This window comes from Streptomyces sp. NPDC055966, assembly GCF_042269865.1.
Classification (GTDB): domain Bacteria; phylum Actinomycetota; class Actinomycetes; order Streptomycetales; family Streptomycetaceae; genus Streptomyces.
The window spans coordinates 278,570-295,791 of sequence record NZ_JBHJYK010000001.1; the positions used below are offsets into that span (position 1 = coordinate 278,570).

Genomic DNA, 17,222 nt, shown 5'->3' on the forward strand with positions numbered 1-17,222 from the left:
GGGGGGCGGGGGGTTCGTCCCGCGGGGGGGGGGGGGGGGGGGGGGGGGTGGCGGGGGGGGGGGGGCCCCCCCCCCCGGGCCCCCCCCCCCCCGCTTCAGTCCAGATAGCCCCGCAGCTGGTCCGCGAACGCGTGATCCCGGAGCTTGTTGAGGGTCTTGGACTCGATCTGCCGTATCCGCTCCCGCGTGACGCCGAAGATGCGGCCTATCTCCTCCAGCGTGCGGGGCCGGCCGTCGGCGAGGCCGTAGCGGAGCTGGACGACCTTGCGCTCCCGCTCCCCCAGCGTGGACAGGACCGCCTCCAGGTGCTCCCGCAGCAGCAGGAACGCGGCCGATTCGACCGGGCTCGCGGCGTCGCCGTCCTCGATGAGGTCGCCGAGAGCCACGTCCTCCTCCTCGCCGACCGGGGCGTGCAGGGAGACCGGCTCCTGGGCGAGCCGCAGCACCTCGCTGACCCGCTCGGGCGGCAGGTCGAGGTGGGCGGCGACCTCGTCGGGCGTCGGCTCGTACCCCCGCTCCTGGAGCATCCGGCGCTGCACGCGCACGACCCGGTTGATCAGCTCGACCACGTGCACCGGGACGCGGATGGTGCGGGCCTGGTCGGCCAGCGCCCGGGACATGGCCTGACGGATCCACCAGGTGGCGTACGTCGAGAACTTGTAGCCGCGCGCGTAGTCGAACTTCTCCACCGCGCGGATCAGCCCGAGGTTGCCCTCCTGGACGAGGTCGAGCATGGTCAGCCCGCGGCCGACGTACCGCTTGGCGACCGAGACGACGAGCCGCAGGTTGGCCTCGATGAGCCGCCGCTTGGCCATCCGTCCCATGACGACGAGCCGGTCCAGGTCGAGCGCCAGCCCGGTGTCCAGGTCCGGGGTGCTGCCCAGCTTCTCCTCGGCGAACAGTCCGGCCTCGACGCGGCGGGCGAGTTCGACCTCCTCGGCGGCGGTGAGCAGCGGGATGCGCCCGATCTCGCGCAGGTACTGGCGGAACAGATCGGCGGAGGGGCCACCGGAGTCGGCCCGTGCGGCGACCGGTGCGACGGCGGGTTCGTCGGGTTCCTCGGACTCTTGGGGCTCTTGGGGCTCATCCGTGAGCGCGTCCGCCGGCGGTTCGGCCGGCTCGGCGGGCGTGCCCTGCGGGTGCCGGTCGCCGCGGCTCTGCGGGGGCACGGCCCCGAGGACGTCCGGCTCCGCGTCCGGCTCGTCCGCGGTGGCGGTGGTGGCGCGGGTGGTGCGGGTGGCGCTGTCGGTCTGGGTGAGGGTCTGGGTCTGCACGGGGGGCGACCTCCAGGATGATCGCTGCCGGCCGAGTGCGGCAGCGGTACTTCGGGAGCGGAGAGTCGACGGCCTGCGCTCCGAGGACTCGGGCACCGCCCCCAGTGTGGAGTACGACACATCCCCGCCACGAGGGGCGTGCGGTGACTTTTTGCGTTCGCCTCGTGACCGGGTGGTTACTCAGCTCGTTGGACTATCCGAATGGCATATGCGGCCAGGAGTGGGCCGCACCGGCATGAGGCAGGATGGAAGGCATGAGCGAGATGGACGAGCTGCGGCGGCGCGTGGAGGCGCTGGAGGCGCTGGTGGACGAGGCCATGGCGGAGCGCACGACGACTCACAATCTCGCCGTGGGGGCGGACCGTGACGTAGCGGCACTCCAGGTGCAGCGGCGTGCGGACATGCAGGTGATCAGGGCTCTGCGGGACACCCAGCTCGAACACGGCAAGACGCTGGCGGAGCACGGCAAGTTGCTCGGCGCCCTGGTGTCCGGCCAGGTGGCGATGATGGAACAGATCGGAACGCTCACCACGCAAGTCGGCGCGATCACCGACCACCTCGGCATCGCACCGCCCGGGCAGCCGCAGGAAGAGGGCTAGCCCCCCTTTACAGCGCCTCCGCGCCCCGGGTCTTCAGGGACTGGTCGTACTGCTGCAGGACCCACAACTCGTTGTGCACGGAGGCCAGTTGGGCCGGGTCGCCGCCGGCTTCCAGGCGGCGGGCGGTGATCTGGAGTTCCTGGACGCGGCGCTCCACGGCGCGGCGGCGGACGGTCACGAGCTGTTCGCCCGCGTAGTTCTCGTCGACCGTGCGGCGCATGATCGCCTCCACGGCCAGCTCCGTGACCATGGCCCGGACCGTGTCGTCGGGGGCCGCCTCGCGGACCCGGACCAGGTACTCCTGGCTGTCCTGCATGCCGGACTCGGCGCCGCCCGCGTCCAGGATCGCCTGGCGGACGGCGGTGTAGGGGGCGGCGGTGAACTCGTCCACGCCGTACGCGTCGAAGGCCGGGGAGACCAGCTCCGGGCGCTGGAGGGCGAGTTTGAGCAGCTCGCGTTCGGTGGCGTAGATCGGGTTGCGGAGCTGGAGGGCGGGGCCCGCCGTGACGGGGCGGGCGGCCGCCTCGTACGACCGCGGGCCCGCCGGGGCCGGGCCCTGGCCGCCGCGCTCGCGCGCCCAGCGGGCCAGCTGGGCCACGCGCTTGACCACGAACTGGGTGTCGAGGATGCCGAGCATGCCGGCCAGCTGGACGGCGACCTCGTGCTGGGCGCCGCTGTTCTTGATCCGGGCGACGATGGGGGCCGCCTCGTCCAGGGCGCCGGCGCGGCCCGCCGGGGTGTCCAGGTCGTAGCGGTTCACGATCTGGCGCAGCGCGAACTCGAAGAGCGGGGTGCGCGGTTCGGCCAGGTCGGCCACCGCCTCGTCGCCCTTCGCGAGGCGCAGCTCGCAGGGGTCCATGCCGTCCGGCGCGATCGCGATGTACGTCTCGGCGGCGAACTTCTGGTCGTCCTCGAAGGCGCGCAGTGCGGCCTTCTGGCCGGCCGCGTCGCCGTCGAAGGTGAAGATCACCCGGGCCGAGCCGTTGTCCAGCAGCAGCCGGCGCAGGATCTTGATGTGCTCGCCGCCGAAGGCCGTGCCGCAGGTGGCGATCGCGGTCGTCACTCCGGCGAGGTGGCAGGCCATGACGTCGGTGTAGCCCTCGACGACGACGGCCCGGCTGGCCTTGGCGATGTGCTGCTTGGCCAGGTCGACGCCGTAGAGGACCTGGGACTTCTTGTAGATCGCCGTCTCGGGGGTGTTGAGGTACTTGGGGCCGTTGTCCGCCTCGTACAGCTTGCGGGCGCCGAAGCCGACGACCTCGCCGCCGATGTCCCGGATGGGCCACATCAGACGGCCGCGGAAGCGGTCGATGGGACCGCGGCGGCCCTCCTGCGCCAGCCCGGACAGGACCAGCTCCTTGTCCGTGAAGCCCTTGCCGCGCAGATAGCGGGTGAGGTGGTCCCAGCCCTGGGGGCTGTAGCCGACGCCGAAGTGGACGGCGGCGGCCTGGTCGAAGCCGCGCTCGGCGAGGAAGAGCCGGCCGGTCTCGGCCTCGGGGCTGGTGGCCAGCTGCTCGGCGTACCACTGCGCGGCGACCTTGTGCGCCTCGACCAGGCGGATCCGCTCGCCGCGCTGGTGGGCCGGGTTGTACCCGCCCTCCTCGTAGCGCAGCGTGATGCCCGCCTGGGCGGCGAGGCGCTCCACCGCCTCCGAGAAGGAGAGGTGGTCCACCTTCATCACGAAGGTGATCGTGTCGCCGCCCTCCTGGCAGCCGAAGCAGTGGAAGAGTCCCTTGCTCGGACTGACCTGGAAGGACGGTGACTTCTCGTCGTGGAACGGGCACAGGCCCTTGAGATTGCCGCCGCCCGCGCCGCGCAACTGGAGGTACTCGGAGACCACGGCGTCGATCGGGACCGCGTCCCGTACCGCCTTCACGTCCTCGTCGTTGATCCGTCCTGCCACGAGGTGATTCTACGGGGCCGTACTGACACACCCGGGGCACGCTGACCGGCCCCGGCCGGGGGTCTGGCCCGCCGCGCGGCGGCAATCGGATACAGCGTCCCCCGGGAATTGCAGCACGGGCCCCACGGACACTCCCGACGGTCAGGAGGCGAGGCCCTCCAGGGGTACGTGCGGGTCGGCCAGGGCGTCCGTGTCCACCTGGGCCCGGGAGCGGATCAGTTTCTGGATGGGGTCTGTGACATCCCACACGTTCACGTTCATGCCGGCCAGCACGCGCCCCTCCTTCACCCAGAACGCGATGAACTCCCGCTTGCCGGCGTCGCCCCGGATCACCACCTCGTCGTACGACCCCGGCGGCGCCCAGCCGCTGTACTCCATCCCCAGGTCGTACTGGTCGGTGAAGAAGTACGGCACCCGGTCGTAGCTGATCTCCTGGCCGAGCATCGCGCGGGCGGCGGCCGGGCCGCCGTTGAGGGCGCAGGCCCAGTGCTCCACCCGCAGCCGGGTGCCGAACAGGGCGAGCGGGAAGTTCGCCACGTCGCCGGCCGCGTAGATGTCCGGGTCGGAGGTGCGCAGCCGCTCGTCCACGACGATGCCGCCGCCGTGCGCCCGGTCGGCGATCTCCAGCCCGGCCGCCTCCGCGAGACCGGTCCGGGGCGCCGCGCCGATCGCCGCGAGGACGTCGTGCGCCGGGTGCTCCTCGCCGTCGTCGGTGCGGGCCGCGAGCACCATGCCGTCCTGGCCGACGATCTCGGTGAGCTGCCGCCCGAAGTGGAAGCGGACGCCGTGCTCGCGGTGCAGCTCGGCGAAGACGTTGCCCAGTTCGGGGCCGAGCACGTGGTGCAGCGGGGTCGGCGACGGTTCGATCACCGTGACCTCCGCGCCGTACTCGCGGGCCGCCGCCGCGACCTCCAGGCCGATCCAGCCGGCGCCCGCGATCACCAGGTGCCCGTTGTCCCGGCCGAGCGAGGCAAGCACGCCCTTGAGCCGCTCGGCGTGCGCGAGCCGGCGCAGGTGGTGCACGCCGGCGAGGCCGGTGCCGGGGATGTCGAGGCGGCGCGGCTCGGCGCCGGTGACCAGCAGCAGCTTGTCGTAGCGGACGAGGGTGCCGTCGTCGCCGAAGCGGACCGTCTTCGCCGCGCGGTCGATGCGGTCGACGAACTGGCCGAGGTGCAGCTCGACGTCGTTTCGCGCGTACCAGGCGGGTTCGTGCACGAAGACGCTGTCGCGCTCCTCCTTGCCGAGCAGGTAGCCCTTGGACAGCGGCGGGCGTTCGTACGGGTGGTCGCGCTCGTCGCTGATCAGTATCACCCGGCCGGTGAAGCCCTCCGCCCGGAGCGTCTCGGCCGCCTTCGCTCCGGCGAGACCGCCCCCGACGATGACGAATGTCTGATCCGCGTCGACCACTTGATGCCTCCTCGTAAGGATGTCGCCATGTGTGAGCGTCCCGCACGGAGCGTCCTGCGGGAAGAGGGAGTGACCCGATCAGGCCACCGCAGGTCACTTTCCTCTCACATATGCCCCGTCAGTCTCGCGTGCAGGGACCGCGCGGACACGTCCGTGAGGGAGGCGATCTGGTCGACGATCACCCGCTTGCGCGCGTGGTCGTCGCCTGCCCCGTCGAACAGGGCCCGAAACTGCGGATCAAGACCGTCCGGCGCGCGGACCGTGAGCGCCTGCGCCAGCTCGGCCACGATCACCCGCTGGTCCGCGCGCTCCCGCTCCTGCTCGGCGCGCTGCATGACGTAACGGTCCGCGACCGCCTTGAGCACCGCGCACTCCATCCGGGCCTCGCGGGGTACGACGAGTTCGGCGCCGTAGCGGGTGAGCCGGCCGGTGCCGTACGCGGCGCGCGTGGCGCCCTCGGCGGCCAGGCAGAATCGGCCGATGAGCTGGCTGGTGGCGTCCTTCAGCCGGGCCTGGGCGACCGCGGTGCCGTCGTAGCCGTGCGGCCACCACTCCGCGTCCTGGAGGCGGTCGAGGGCGGCGGAGAGCTCGGCGGGGTCGGTGTCCGCCGGGACGTAGCGGCCGACGGCGACCTCGAACACCGCCTGCCGTTCGGACTCGGCGTACAGGCAGTTGGGGTCGATGTGACCGGCGTGCAGACCGTCCTCGACGTCGTGCACCGAGTACGCCACGTCGTCCGACCAGTCCATGACCTGGGCCTCGAAGCAGGTGCGGGTGCCCGGCGCCGGGCCTCTGACCCAGTCGAACACCGGGCGGTCGTCCTCGTACACGCCGAACTTCCGCGACGCGGGGTCGGTGGGGTGGGCGCCGCGCGGCCAGGGGTACTTGGTGGCGGCGTCGAGGGTGGCGCGGGTGAGGTTGAGGCCGACGGAACGTTCCGCTGCGAACCGTTTGGGCTCGATGCGGGTGAGGAGCCGCAGGGACTGGGCGTTGCCCTCGAAGCCGCCGCAGTCGGCCGCGAAGTCGTTCAGGGCCTGTTCGCCGTTGTGGCCGAAGGGCGGGTGACCGAGGTCGTGGGCGAGGCAGGCCGCCTCGACCAGGTCGGGATCGCAGCCGAGGGCCGCTCCCAGCTCGCGGCCCACCTGGGCGCATTCCAGGGAGTGGGTGAGCCGGGTGCGGGGGCTGGCGTCCCAGGCCTGGCTGCGGGTGCCGGGGGTGACCACCTGTGTCTTGCCGGCGAGGCGGCGCAGGGCGGCCGAGTGCAGGATGCGGGCCCGGTCCCGTTGGAAGGCGGTGCGGCCCGGGCGTTTGTCGGGTTCGGGGGCGTAGCGCTCGGCCGAGGTGGAGCCGTAGATTCCGTTCGGTGCGGTGCCTTCCATGGCTCGACAGTAAGCCAGGCAGGCCGCTCCCCCTCAGGCGGCTTGCGCCGACGGCGTCACCAGGCTCTGCTCGTAACGCCGCACGATCAGCCGGGCCATCGCCGGATGGTCCCCCAGCGGGGCCGAGGCGAGCCAGGGCGCCGCGGCCGCGCACTGGGTCGCGAAGCGGCCCGGGGCGGTGAAGCAGGACGCGACCGCCACCCGGTGACGGCCCCTCGCCGCCAGGGTGCGCAGGGCCGTCGGGACCGTCGGGCCGGCCGCCGCGGCGTAGGCCGGGAGGACGGGGACGCCCAGGCGGTCGGCGAGGAGGCGGGCGGTGCGGCGGGTGTCCGTGGCCGAGTCGGGGTCGCGGGAGCCCGCCGCGGCCAGGACCACCGCGCCGGAGCGGCGCGCGGCCTCGTCCGGGGCCGTCGGCCAGCCGGCCTCCAGCAGGCGGTCGTACAGGGCCTCGGCCAGGAGCGGGTGCGGGCCGAGCGGGGGCGCCACGCGTGCGTGCGCCCGTGCCTCGGCCGCCATCGCGGGGATGTCGTGCTTGACGTGGTAGCCGCGGCTGAGCAGGAGCGGGACGAGGACGGCGGGGGCGCCGCCGAGCGCGGCGAGGGTGTCCGGCAGGAGCGGCGCGTTCAGCTCGATGTGGCCGAGGCGGACGGAGAGCCCGGGGCGCAGTTCGCGTACGCGGTCCCTGAGGGCCGTCACGGTGGCGAGCGCGCGCGGGTCCCGGCTGCCGTGGGCGACCAGGACCAGGGCGGGCCGGTCCGGGCGGCGGCAGGGCGGGGGGACCAGGCGGACGCGGGGCCCGGAGCGGGGAGGGGTCGACGCCGTCATGGGAGGATCCTGCCGGGGCCACGTTGCGTGGCCGTTGCCTGGCCGTCACGGGTATTTTCCGCGGCTTCACGTCGTACACCTGCGCGGTGTGAGGCGAAACCGGATCCGGGCCGCCGGCGTCCTCCATGGTCGGGACCGCTCGCTTCGGGACCGCTCACCGGGGACGTCGGGGGGATGTGACGTATGAGGATCCGTCGACCGCGGCTGCCGCGCACCCGTGCCGGGCAGCGGCGGCTGGTGCAGGCCGTGATGGCCGTGTGTGTGCTGGCGCTGCTGCCGGTGACCTGGCTGTACGCGTCCACGGCGGACCGGCTGCGCACGGTGGCCGACGCGCCGGCGGCGCAGGTCGCCGTGGTGTTCGGGGCCGGGCTGTGGAACGGGGAGCCGTCGCCGTACCTCGCGAACCGGCTGGACGCGGCGGCGGCGCTGTACCGGGCGGGCCGGGTGAAGGTCGTCCTGGTGACCGGGGACAACAGCCGCGAGGACTACGACGAGCCCGACGCCATGCGCGCCTATCTCAGCAGGCACGGCGTACCGGCCGGGCGGGTCGTGCGCGACTACGCCGGGTTCGACACCTGGGACTCCTGCGTGCGGGCCCGGAAGATCTTCGGGGTCGAGCGGGCGGTGCTGATCAGCCAGGACTTCCACATCCGGCGGGCGGTGGCGCTGTGCGAGGCGGCGGGCGTGACCTCGTACGGGGTGGGGGTCGCCGAGAAGCACGACGTGACCTGGTACTACGGCGGGACCCGCGAGGTGTTCGCGGCCGGCAAGGCGGTCCTGGACGCGGTGTTCCGTCCGGATCCGCAGTTCCTCGGACCGAAGGAGCCGGGGATCGCGCGGGCACTCGCCGCGCCGGGGCGCGGGCCCCGCTGACGTAGATTGCCGGTATGGCTGACACCGGGCAGTTCGACCTCGACGCCTACCTGGGGCGGATCGGCTGGCGGGGCGGCCGGCGGCCCGGTCCGCAGACACTGCGGGGTGTTCATCTGGCCCACGCGCTGTCCCTGCCGTTCGAGAACCTGGACCCGCTGAGCGGCCGGGCGCCCTCGCTGGCGCCCGGCGATCTCATGGCGAAGATGGTCCACGGGCGGCGCGGCGGTTACTGCTACGAGCACAACACGCTGATGTGGCTCGCCCTGGAGGCGCTCGGCTTCCAGGTGGGCGGGCTGGCCGCGCGGGTGGTGCTGGGCGCCCCGACGCCGTGGAGCCGGCCGCGCACGCACATGATGCTGCGGGTCGAGGTGCCGGGCGAGCCGCAGCCGTATCTGGCGGACGTGGGCTTCGGCGCGGCCGGTTCGCCGCTGGTGCCGCTCCCGCTGGTCACCGGCGCCGAGTCCGCGGGCGGCGGCCGCCGGCACCGGCTGATGCCGCTCCCCTCCGAACAGTCGCCGGACATGCTGGAGTTGCAGATGTACGACGGCCGGACGCGGGACTGGGCCGGGCAGTACGCGTTCACACTGGAGCCGTTCGCCGCCCCGGACTACGAGATGTTCAACTGGTACGTCGCCACCGGCCCCCGCTCCCCCTTCAACCGGCGGCCCTATCTCCAGCGGACCACCGCCGAGCGTCATCTCGCCCTGGACGGCGACCTGTTGACGCAGACGCTCGCCGACGGCACCACCACCGAGCACAGGCTCGTGGACGAGGCGGAGGCACGGCGCGTGATCGCCGAGGAGTTCGGGATCGCCGTGCCCGAGGGGCTGACACTGCTGCGCTGACTCAGCGGCGGGAGAGCCAGTCGCCGCCCTCGATCCGGGTGCCGTGGGCGCGCAGCCGGGCGGCGACGGGCGGGGCGGCGAGGTAGACCCAGGCGGGGGCGGTGCTGCCGTCGGCGCGTACGACGGGCCGGGCGACGCGTTCGTAGCGGCTGCGCGGGTCGCCCGGGGTGTACTCCTCCAGCCGGTCCAGGGCGGCGAGCAGGCCGTCGTACGACTCGGGGTGTGCGGTGACCAACTCCCCGCGTATCTCCGCGCCTCGGTGCTCGACGGCGTAGGGGTAGCCGGGCCCGTCGTAGAGCACGGCGCCCGGCAGCCGGGCCGGTTCCTCGGCGGCGGTGCGGCCGCGCAGGAACAGGTCGTGGTTGGCCTCGCCGGGACGCAGGGTGCCGTAGACGAAGAAGGGCAGTTGGGCCCCCGGTTCCGAAGTGATCACGGAAACCATTCTCCCCACCACCGCCGGTGTCGCCGTCACCACCGCGACCCTGCTCACCGTGGCCCTCTCCCCCGCCGCCCACGCCGACCCTGAGCCGACCACCGCGGTCGCGATCCGGAACGCGGCCTCGGCGCTCCTGGCCCACGCCGCGAGCCTGGGCCTGACCTCCGCCGAGAACACCAGCGTCCGCGACGTGATCGTGGACCGGGACGGCACCCAGCACGTCCGCTACACCCGCACCTACCGCCGACTCCCCGTCCTCGGCGGCGACTTCGTGGTCCACCTGAGGAAGGACGGCGGCTACCTGGGCGCTGACCGGGCGAGTCGCGGCACGATATCCCTGGCCTCGATCGTCCCGGACATATCCGCGCCGAAGGCCGCCGGCCTCGCGGTGAACGCGCTGCGGGCGGTCCACCTCGGCGACGGGCTCAGGCAGGTCGAGGCCCGGCCGGAGCTGGTGGTCGACGCCCTGCACGGCACCCCGGAGCTCGCCTGGCGCACCAACGCGGCCGGCCGGGACTCGCTCGGCAACCCGGTCGCCCGCACGGTGCTGACCGACGCCCGCACCGGCCGTCGGATCGACGCCTGGGAAAGCATCGAGACCGCCACCGGTGACGGGAAGTCGCTGTACAGCGGGACGGTGCCGCTGGAGACGACCCCGTCGGGATCGTCGTACGACCTCACCGACCCGACACGCGGCGGCACGTACACCGGCGACGCGGCGAACCAGACCGACCTGTGCGTCTTCGGCATCTGCATCACCCGCGCGCCCTCGACGGTGTTCACGGACGCCGACAACCACTGGGGCACCGGCACCACCGCCGACCGCGCCTCGGCGGCCGTCGACGCCCAGTACGGCACCGACATGACCTGGGACTTCTACAAGAACGTGCTGGGCCGCAACGGCATCGCCGGCGACGGCAAGGGCTCGTACAACCGCGTCCACTACGGCAACAGCTACAACAACGCCTTCTGGGACGACAGTTGCTTCTGCATGACCTACGGCGACGGTGACGGCACCACCTTCGGACCGCTGGTCGCGCTCGACGTCGCCGGGCACGAGATGACCCACGGCGTCACCTCCAAGACGGCCGGCCTGGCGTACACCGGCGAGTCCGGCGGCCTGAACGAGGCCACCTCCGACGTCCTCGGCACGATGGTCGAGTTCTACGCGAACAACCCCTCCGACCCCGGTGACTACCTCATCGGCGCGAAGACCATCAACGGCGCCAAGGACCTCTACGGCGCGGGCAGCACCGAGTACGACGCGGTGGCGGCGGCGTGGGGCGCGGTCAACGTCAACTGACGTGCGGGCCGGGCGAAACCGGGAAGCCCGGAAGGCCGGTGCCCCGCGGGCACCGGCCTTTCCCGTCGCGTCCGGTCAGACAGCCAACTCCTGCTCCGGCTCCTGCTCCGGCTCCTGCTCCGGGGACTGGGCGGGCTGCTGCGGCTTGCGGTCGCGCATCACGGCCGTGGCCAGCATCGCCGCCGCCAGGACACCCGCCGCGCTGACCGTGAAGGTGGTGGTCATCGAGGAGGCGAAGGCCTCGCGGGCCGCGTGGAGGAGGGCCGGGTGGGCCGTGGCGACCGCGCCGGCGATGGACTCGCGGGCCGGGGCGGGGGCGTCGGCGGGCATCCGGTCGGTGTAGCCGCTCGCGAGCAGTGAGCCGAGGATCGCGATGCCGAGGGCCGTGCCGGCCTGCTGGATGGTGTCGTTCAGGGCCGAGCCGACGCCCGCCTGCTCCGGCGGGATCGTGCCCATCAGCGCGCCGACCGCCGCCGGCATGGCGGCACCGGCACCGAGGCCGAGCAGGCCCAGGGCGATCGCCGGGACGGCGAAGCCGGAGCCGGCGTCGACCGTGGTGAGGACCGCGAAGGACGAGACCATGATCAGCATGCCGAGGAGGATGACCACGCGGTTGCCGGTCTTCGCGGCCGGCTTCACGCCTCCCGCGTTGCCGATGATCGCGGTCACGGCCGGCGGCAGGAAGGCCGGGCCCGCCTCGATGGGGCGAGTAGCCGAGGACGAACTGCAGGTACTGGGTGAGGACCGGCATCGGACCGCCGTTGCCGATCCGGACCAGGGCCGGGGAGAGCGAACCGCCGCTGAAGTTGCGCTGCTCGAAGAGGACCGGCGGGACCATCGGGGAGGCGGTGACGTTCTCCCCGGGCACGAAGCCCGCGAGCGTGAGCACCGCCGCCGCGAGCACCGGCAGCCGGCATGATCAGCGCCCCGCCGACACCCATCGCGATCCGCAGCGCGACGACCTGGCCCGGATCGGCGGCGAACGTCCGAGGCGGAGTTCGTCTCCCGCCTGCTGCCCGCGGCCCAGCAGGCCGCGGCCGGTCACGCCAGCCTCTCCGCCGCCTACGCCGCCACCGACGCGACGGCCGTCCGGGACCCCGCCGAGGAGCGGGACGCCAAGTTCGGGTACGGCCTCGACGTCGTCCTGGACGGCCTGGCCGCACGGCTCCCGCATTAGGGTGCTCTTCGCGCCGGCCGCTTCCGCGCACCCCTCGCACGCCTGCGACCTGCTGAAACCCCGCTCGGGTTGGGCCGTGCGGGGGTCGGGGGGCGGCACCCGTTCGCCGTATTCCTGACGGGTCATCAGCAGGCGGGACCCCGTGACTGCGACTTACCTCGATAGCGAACAGCCGAATCGCGAAGGTCTGGGGAACACCATGCGCCGCACTGCCCGTCTGATGACCGGTATCGCGCTCGTCGGGGCGGCCGCGGCGCCCGCCTGGGCCGGCACCGCCGGCAGCCTGGACGTCTCTCCCGGCACGGTGGCTCCGGGCACCCACGTCACGGTGAACACGGCCGCCTGCGGGCGCGAAAGCGGCGGCGCGACCGGGGACGCGGGCGCGGTCGGCGCCGGCACCTTCCTGCTGGCGCCCAGCGCACACGAGGGCGACGTGATCGGCCAGTTCGCGGTGCCGGAGAGCGCACAGCCGGGGACGTACGAGATCGTCGCCACGTGTGCGGAGGGCAACCGGCGGGTGACGGGCGACCTCGTGGTGGCCCTCACCGCGGCGCACGAGCAGGTGCAGCCGCACGGCAGTCTGAAGACGGGGGTCGGCGGCGCACTCGGCCCCGACCCCGTGCACACCGCGGCGGGTGTGGCGGCGCTGGCCGTCGCCGCCGCGGGCGGTACCTGGCTCCTGCATCGCCGGGCGAGAGGCGACGGGATCTGACGGACACCCTCCGCTGTCCGTCCGCCGGTACCGCACTTCCCGCCCCCTCCGGGTCCGATGCCCCTCGCGGCCCGGAGGGGGCCGGGGATTTTCGGGGGTCCGCCCCCCGGGAGAGGGATCGACATGCGCACAAGCGCCAGAAGTGCCGGGCGCCGCGCCCGCGCCGGCCGCGGCCGCGGCGCCCGGCTCGGCGACACCGCGATAGCCACGGTCACCGTCGTGGCCCTCGGTTCCGGGGTGTGGCTGCTCGGCGGCGGCACCGGGACGCACACGCCGCCGCAGCCCGCCACCGCGGAGGGCCGCCCGGACCCGGGCGGCGAGCCCCCCGCGGCCCGCGCCCTGGCCCCCTCGCCGCCCACCCGGATCCGCATACCCGCGATCCGCGTGAACGCCCCGCTGATGGGCCTGGCCCTGACCGGCTCCGGCAGCCTGGACGTGCCGCCCGCGGGGAACAACAACCTGGCCGGCTACTACGAGGCCGGCACCCTGCCCGGCGAGACGGGCACCGCGATCGTCGCCGGGCACGTCGACAACACCGAGGGGCCCGCCGTCTTCTACAACCTCGGCGCGCTCAGGCGGGACGCCCGCATCGAGGTGGACCGCCGCGACGGCTCCGTGGCCGTGTTCAGCGTGGACGCGGTGGAGGTGTACGCGGCCCGTGACTTCCCCGACGAGAAGGTCTACGGCGCGGCCCGCCGCCCGGAACTGCGCGTCATCACCTGCGGCGGCGGCTACTCGCCGACGACGGGGTACCAGGGCAACGTGGTGGTGTTCGCGCACCTGACGGGAAGCCGTGCCTGAGCCGCGCCCCGCAGGGGCCCTCGCACCCCCGGACCTCACACGCCGAAGCGCCGCAGGCTGAGGGCAGCGTTCCGCACGGGAAACAGACGTGATGCGGCCGGGTAACGTCCGCACCGCACGCTCAGGGGCATGACCTCGCATACACGTACCCCGGGAGCCACCCCCACGATCGTGCTCGTCGGCCACGGCATGGTCGGCGAGCGCTTCCTGGAAGCGCTCGCCGAGCGCGGCCTGACCGCCACGCACCGCGTGGTCGTCCTGTGCGAGGAACCGCGTCCGGCGTACGACCGGGTCGCCCTCACCTCGTACTTCTCGGGCCGGACCGCCGAGGAACTCTCCATGACCGACATGGGGTTCATCGACACCCACGGCATCGAGCTGTACGTCGGTGACCCGGCCGACGCCATCGACCGTGCGGCGCGGACGGTGACCGCCCGGTCCGGCCGGGTCTTCGCGTACGACACCCTCGTCCTCGCCACCGGCTCGTACCCGTTCGTGCCGCCCGTGCCGAACAAGGACGCCGACGGCTGCTTCGTCTACCGCACGATCGAGGACCTCCTCGCGATCGAGGAGTACGCGAAGGGCGCCCGGACCGGTGCCGTGGTCGGCGGCGGTCTGCTGGGTCTGGAGGCGGCCGGCGCCCTCAAGGGGCTCGGACTCGACACGCACATCGTGGAGTTCGCGCCGCGCCTGATGCCGGTGCAGGTCGACGACGGCGGGGGCGCGGCGCTGCTGCGCACCGTCGAGGACATGGGGCTGACCGTGCACACGGGCGTGGGCACGCAGGAGATCGTGACCGGGGCGGCGGGCGCCGTCAGCGGCATGAAGCTGTCGGACGGCTCCGAGCTCGGCGTCGACATGGTCGTGTTCAGCGCCGGTGTCCGCCCCCGCGACCAGCTGGCCCGGGACTGCGGCCTCACGGTCGGCGAGCGCGGCGGCATCAGCGTCGACGAGCAGTGCCGTACGGTCACCGACCCGCACGTGTTCGCGATCGGAGAGTGCGCGCTGGCGGCGGACGGCCGGGTGTACGGCCTGGTCGCGCCGGGGTACGAGCAGGCGGAGACGGCCGCCGCCACCATCGCCGCCGCCGAGGCGTCGTTCACCGGCGCCGACCTGTCCACCAAGCTGAAGCTGCTCGGCGTCGACGTGGCGTCCTTCGGCGATGCGCACGGCACCACCGAGGACTGCCTCGACGTCGTGTACTCCGACGCCCGCGCGGGCCTGTACAAGAAGCTGGTCATCGGCCGGGACGGCACGCTGCTCGGCGGCATCCTGGTCGGCGACGCGGAGGCGTACGGCACCCTGCGCGCGCTGACCGGTTCGGTGCCCCCCGTCTCCCCCGAGTCCCTCGTCCTGCCCGCCGGAGCGGACTCGGGGGCGCAGCTCGGCCCGGCCGCGCTGCCGGACGAGGCGATCGTCTGCTCCTGCAACAACGTCACCAAGGGCGCCGTCCGCGGCGCGGTCACCGAGCACCGGTGCACCACCGTGCCCGAGGTCAAGAAGTGCACCAAGGCCGGTACGACGTGCGGCAGTTGCGTCAAGGTGCTCGGCCAGCTGGTCGACGCCGAACTGGCGGCGTCCGGCGTCGAGGTCGACAAGGGGCTGTGCGGCTGCTTCGCCCTGACGCGCGAGGAGCTGTACGAGATCGTCCTGAGCCTGCGCATCACGTCGTACCAGGACCTGCTCGACCGCTACGGCCGGGAGGGCGCCCGCGGCGGCGAGGGCTGCGAGATCTGCAAGCCGGCGGTGGCGTCGGTCATCGCCTCCCTCGCCCCGACGATCGGCGCGAGCGGCTACGTCCTCGACGGCGAGCAGGCGGCCCTGCAGGACACCAACGACCACCACCTCGCCAACCTCCAGAAGAACGGCTCGTACTCGGTCGTGCCACGCATCCCCGGCGGCGAGATCGCGCCCGAGAAGCTGATCGTGATCGGCGAGATCGCCCGGGACTTCGGCCTCTACACGAAGATCACCGGCGGCCAGCGGATCGACATGTTCGGCGCGCGGGCGGAGCAACTCCCGTTGATATGGGCCCGGTTGGTGGACGCCGGCTTCGAGTCCGGACACGCCTACGGCAAGGCCCTGCGGACCGTGAAGTCCTGTGTCGGCTCGACCTGGTGCCGTTACGGCGTCCAGGACTCGGTCCGCATGGCGATCGACCTGGAGCTGCGCTACCGGGGCCTGCGCTCCCCGCACAAGCTCAAGTCGGCGGTCTCCGGGTGCGCCCGCGAGTGCGCCGAGGCCCGGTCGAAGGACTTCGGCGTGATCGCCACGGCGAACGGCTGGAACCTGTACGTCGGCGGCAACGGCGGCGCGACCCCGCGCCACGCGGACCTGCTCGCCCAGGACCTGTCGGACGCCGAACTGGTCCGGCTGATCGACCGGTTCCTGATGTTCTACATCCGCACCGCCGACCGCCTGGAGCGCACGAGCGTGTGGCTGGAGCGGATCCCGGGCGGCCTGGACCACGTACGCGACGTGGTGGTGCACGACTCGCTCGGCATCTGCGACGAGCTGGAGGCGCTGATGCGGGCGCACGTGGCGGGCTACCGCGACGAGTGGGCCGAGACGATCAGCGACCCCGAGAAGCTCACCCGGTTCGTGTCGTTCGTGAACGCCCCCGACACCCCCGACCCGGTCGTCGCCTTCGTCCCCGAGCGCGACCAGATCAAGCCCGACCTGCCGCTGCTCGCCATCGGCAGGCGGCCCGCCGCCGACGTCCTGGAAGGAAGCACCCCGCGATGACCCTGGCTGTCGAGACCACCGCTCTGAAGGTCCAACTCCGGCTCGCCGAGGGCTGGTTCACGGCCTGCGACGTGCACGCGCTGCTCCCGGGCCGCGGGGCCGCCGCCCTGCTGCCGGACGGCCGTCAGGTCGCCCTGTTCCGCGACCGCGCGGACCGCCTCTACGCGATCGACAACCGCGACCCGTTCACCGGCGCGGCCGTCCTCTCCCGCGGCCTGACCGGCACCCACGAGGGCCGCCCGTTCGTCGCCTCCCCCCTGCTGAAGCAGCGCTTCGACCTGGCCAGCGGGGAGTGCCTGGACGACGAGACGGTCCGGGTGACGGCGTACGAGGTCCGGGCGGCGTAGGCCCTCGCGGTGACCGCCGACGTCTCGCGCGCGGCTGATGCCGACGCGGTGGTCCGGGCCGCCGTCGACTCCTACGGCTCACTGGACGTGGCGGTCGACAACGGGGGCGTCTTCCGGGGCGGGCAGCCCCTCGTGGACCTCCCGGAGCAGGACTGGCACACCCGGCTCGCCACCAACGTCACCGGCGTGTTCCTGGCCCTGCGGGCTCAGATCCGCCAGATGCGCGGCCAGTCGGCGGGGGGGGCTCGATCGTGAACATCTCCTCCACCTTCGGACGGCACACCGCAGCCCCCGGGGCGGCCGCCTGCTCCGCGTCCAAGGCCGCCGTGACCGCGCTCAGCCGGGGCGCCGCCCTCGACCACGTCCGGGACGGCGTCCGGATCAACGTGGTCAGACCCACGGCCACCGAGACCTCCATGTCCCTGCGGCCGGGCGAGACCGAGGCGGGCCGGACCGAGCGCGCGAAGAACACGCTTCCGCTCGGCCGCATCGCCACCACCGGGGAAGTCGCCGCCGCCGTCCTCTACCTGGCCTCGGACGACGCGGCCTCGGTCATCGGCACCGACCTGGGCGTGGACAGCGGCGCCACACTGTGA

The 17,222-nt window shown here is 73.4% G+C and carries 16 protein-coding genes and 1 pseudogene; 10 read left to right on the plus strand and 7 right to left on the minus strand.

All coding sequences use genetic code 11. The features are described from left to right. Positions 1-95 precede the first annotated feature (95 nt). Entirely contained in the window at positions 96-1,274 is a 1,179-nt protein-coding gene (locus ACFC8N_RS01310) for an RNA polymerase sigma factor (RefSeq protein WP_376285284.1), read from the minus strand. A gap of 254 nt (positions 1,275-1,528) precedes the next feature. Between ACFC8N_RS01310 and ACFC8N_RS01315 the strand changes: the two genes are divergently transcribed. Next, positions 1,529-1,873 (plus strand): hypothetical protein, encoded by a 345-nt coding sequence (locus tag ACFC8N_RS01315; RefSeq protein WP_376285287.1) that lies wholly within the window; start codon positions 1,529-1,531, stop codon positions 1,871-1,873. Positions 1,874-1,880: 7 nt separating this feature from the next. Here ACFC8N_RS01315 and dnaG read toward each other — a convergent pair whose 3' ends face one another. The 4 genes from dnaG to ACFC8N_RS01335 all read right to left on the minus strand — a co-directional run bounded on the left by dnaG (position 1,881) and on the right by ACFC8N_RS01335 (position 7,387). After that, positions 1,881-3,776 (minus strand): DNA primase, encoded by a 1,896-nt coding sequence (gene dnaG / locus ACFC8N_RS01320; RefSeq protein ID WP_376285289.1) that lies wholly within the window; start codon positions 3,774-3,776, stop codon positions 1,881-1,883. A gap of 141 nt (positions 3,777-3,917) precedes the next feature. After that, positions 3,918-5,183, minus strand: a complete 1,266-nt coding sequence (locus ACFC8N_RS01325) for an FAD-dependent oxidoreductase (protein ID WP_356031403.1) — start codon at positions 5,181-5,183, stop codon at positions 3,918-3,920. A gap of 104 nt (positions 5,184-5,287) precedes the next feature. After that, positions 5,288-6,562 (minus strand): deoxyguanosinetriphosphate triphosphohydrolase, encoded by a 1,275-nt coding sequence (locus ACFC8N_RS01330; RefSeq protein WP_356031405.1) that lies wholly within the window; start codon positions 6,560-6,562, stop codon positions 5,288-5,290. A gap of 33 nt (positions 6,563-6,595) precedes the next feature. After that, positions 6,596-7,387 (minus strand): sirohydrochlorin chelatase, encoded by a 792-nt coding sequence (locus ACFC8N_RS01335; RefSeq protein ID WP_356031407.1) that lies wholly within the window; start codon positions 7,385-7,387, stop codon positions 6,596-6,598. A gap of 183 nt (positions 7,388-7,570) precedes the next feature. Between ACFC8N_RS01335 and ACFC8N_RS01340 the strand changes: the two genes are divergently transcribed. Together ACFC8N_RS01340 and ACFC8N_RS01345 are read left to right on the plus strand one after the other, a co-directional pair. Then, entirely contained in the window at positions 7,571-8,260 is a 690-nt protein-coding gene (locus ACFC8N_RS01340; RefSeq protein ID WP_356031410.1) for an ElyC/SanA/YdcF family protein, read from the plus strand. 14 nt (positions 8,261-8,274) lie between these two features. Beyond that, complete coding sequence (locus ACFC8N_RS01345; RefSeq protein ID WP_356031413.1) at positions 8,275-9,105, plus strand: arylamine N-acetyltransferase; 831 nt, start codon at positions 8,275-8,277, stop codon at positions 9,103-9,105. Position 9,106: 1 nt separating this feature from the next. On the opposite strand, the gene ACFC8N_RS01350 is transcribed toward ACFC8N_RS01345, so the two are convergent. Further along, entirely contained in the window at positions 9,107-9,538 is a 432-nt protein-coding gene (locus ACFC8N_RS01350; protein ID WP_376285294.1) for a gamma-glutamylcyclotransferase family protein, read from the minus strand. On the opposite strand from ACFC8N_RS01350, the gene ACFC8N_RS01355 reads away from it, so the two are divergent. Further along, positions 9,531-10,844 (plus strand): M4 family metallopeptidase, encoded by a 1,314-nt coding sequence (locus ACFC8N_RS01355; RefSeq protein ID WP_376285297.1) that lies wholly within the window; start codon positions 9,531-9,533, stop codon positions 10,842-10,844. The genes ACFC8N_RS01350 and ACFC8N_RS01355 overlap by 8 nt on opposite strands. 75 nt (positions 10,845-10,919) lie before the next feature. On the opposite strand, the gene ACFC8N_RS01360 is transcribed toward ACFC8N_RS01355, so the two are convergent. Further along, the gene (locus ACFC8N_RS01360) at positions 10,920-11,435 is read right to left on the minus strand and encodes a hypothetical protein (protein ID WP_376285300.1); all 516 of its coding nucleotides are present in this window, start codon (positions 11,433-11,435) and stop codon (positions 10,920-10,922) included. Between ACFC8N_RS01360 and ACFC8N_RS01365 the strand changes: the two genes are divergently transcribed. The 6 genes and pseudogenes from ACFC8N_RS01365 to ACFC8N_RS01390 all read left to right on the plus strand — a co-directional run. Further along, the gene (locus tag ACFC8N_RS01365) at positions 11,425-11,763 is read left to right on the plus strand and encodes a hypothetical protein (RefSeq protein WP_376285303.1); all 339 of its coding nucleotides are present in this window, start codon (positions 11,425-11,427) and stop codon (positions 11,761-11,763) included. The two genes, ACFC8N_RS01360 and ACFC8N_RS01365, sit on opposite strands and share 11 nt — an antisense overlap. 457 nt (positions 11,764-12,220) lie before the next feature. Beyond that, entirely contained in the window at positions 12,221-12,733 is a 513-nt protein-coding gene (locus ACFC8N_RS01370) for a hypothetical protein (RefSeq protein WP_362821524.1), read from the plus strand. Between the two features lie 123 nt (positions 12,734-12,856). After that, on the plus strand, positions 12,857-13,534 hold the full coding sequence (locus ACFC8N_RS01375; protein ID WP_376285306.1) for a class F sortase: 678 nt from the start codon (positions 12,857-12,859) through the stop codon (positions 13,532-13,534). Positions 13,535-13,663: 129 nt separating this feature from the next. Further along, positions 13,664-16,279, plus strand: coding sequence for a nitrite reductase large subunit NirB (nirB, locus tag ACFC8N_RS01380; RefSeq protein WP_376285308.1), 2,616 nt, complete (start codon positions 13,664-13,666; stop codon positions 16,277-16,279). Beyond that, positions 16,276-16,626 carry a nitrite reductase small subunit NirD gene (gene nirD, locus ACFC8N_RS01385; RefSeq protein WP_356030964.1) on the plus strand — a complete coding sequence of 117 codons (351 nt, stop codon included), beginning with the start codon at positions 16,276-16,278 and terminating at the stop codon, positions 16,624-16,626. The genes nirB and nirD overlap by 4 nt, the downstream gene beginning before the upstream one ends. After that, positions 16,627-17,222: pseudogene (locus ACFC8N_RS01390) on the plus strand (SDR family NAD(P)-dependent oxidoreductase); the annotation flags it as partial. It lies immediately after the preceding gene.